The organism is Vibrio sp. 10N.222.48.A3 (assembly GCF_041475345.1).
Taxonomy (GTDB): Bacteria; Pseudomonadota; Gammaproteobacteria; order Enterobacterales; family Vibrionaceae; genus Vibrio; species Vibrio tasmaniensis_A.
In genome coordinates this window covers 1-1,114 of sequence record NZ_JBFRVX010000803.1, presented here as the reverse complement: position 1 = coordinate 1,114, position 1,114 = coordinate 1, and the positions used below count along the sequence as shown (strand labels likewise).

The following is a 1,114-nucleotide window of genomic DNA, read 5'->3' as shown; positions in this document are numbered from 1 at the left end:
CGTACCAATACGATCGCTGCCATTTAAGAGCTTACTTTATTACTTGGTACTCATGGGAACAGGGACGTAATACTTTCTTGGGCTATATAAGGGGTTAAAGGAACGTTTTTGTGCCCAAGCAGCGGCCAATGAATACCTAGTCTAGAATAAAGAGTTCCTACTCTCTCGTACTGGCCTTATACCTGAAATTACATTCACTCTCGATGGATATCCTATGCCGAGATTAATATTTCCAGCCTTGAAATTGCAAGGCTTTTGGAATAGGGCTGTAACAAGGGTATTCAGTTTGCAGACCATATTCAAAAATAACCGAAGTTGACATTGCAAATGAAGATGAATAATTATATCGAGTAAACCTTTCAGGATTATTCTTCGCCGTCTTTTCAAGCACTGTCCAGATCATATCTTCAAGAAATTCAGGGTGGCGATTCGGATCGAGTGCCATCAAATCACGCATACAGAACCAGTTATTACCTCCTAGCTCTTGTTGGCGGGTAGCATTGCCGAAATATGCTTCTTGTAGTGCTCGCAGATGAGCTTTCAGAATTTTTGATTCCACGGTGTCCGTCTCGTCAATGTGCTGCAAGAAGTAGGGCAGTTTGGTGATGTCTGCCATTGCTCTTTTAGGCATAGCTAACGTTGCTGTGTCATATTGCTCATGTATCTCGCTCAGCAGTTGAGTGAGCTCGGGAGAGTGGGGTTGAGCTTGCACGCTCGCACAGGTAAGCAGCAGTAATGGTAAGACTGTTTTCATGGTCATTCTCCCTCTAGATACCTGATCATAATACCAGTATTTAGGCGGTGCATAAAGTTCTTTTTTATGCACCTAGTTAAGTATTATTCTTTCGAGTTTTGTGTGTATCTTGGCACCGCAGGATAGGCTTGGTCGGAGGTGACGTATTCCGTCCTTTCGGGTCTAGTGATCTCCTTTTCTACCTGCGACTTGACGGTCAGTTCAATCATCGGCTCAGGTTTGATGATGGGTTTCTGCGCTTCCTCTTGTTGAAGTTTTACATCATCGGTAACCCCATCAAAGCGCGCTTGATTAAAGAGTCCGCCCGTTCCCTTGGTATGCAGCATCTCGGTGCGGGTGTGTGCCACGGTATCGACGGTA

General features: G+C 44.7%; 2 protein-coding genes. Both read right to left on the bottom strand.

Features of this window, described 5'->3' with window-relative positions; all coding sequences use genetic code 11:
- Positions 1–223: 223 nt before the first annotated feature.
- On the bottom strand, positions 224–754 hold the full coding sequence (locus AB4653_RS20015; RefSeq protein ID WP_102258274.1) for a hypothetical protein: 531 nt from the start codon (positions 752–754) through the stop codon (positions 224–226).
- Between the two features lie 83 nt (positions 755–837).
- Positions 838–1,114 (bottom strand): hypothetical protein (locus tag AB4653_RS20010; RefSeq protein WP_137002677.1); only part of this gene is annotated, 277 nt, incomplete at its 5' end.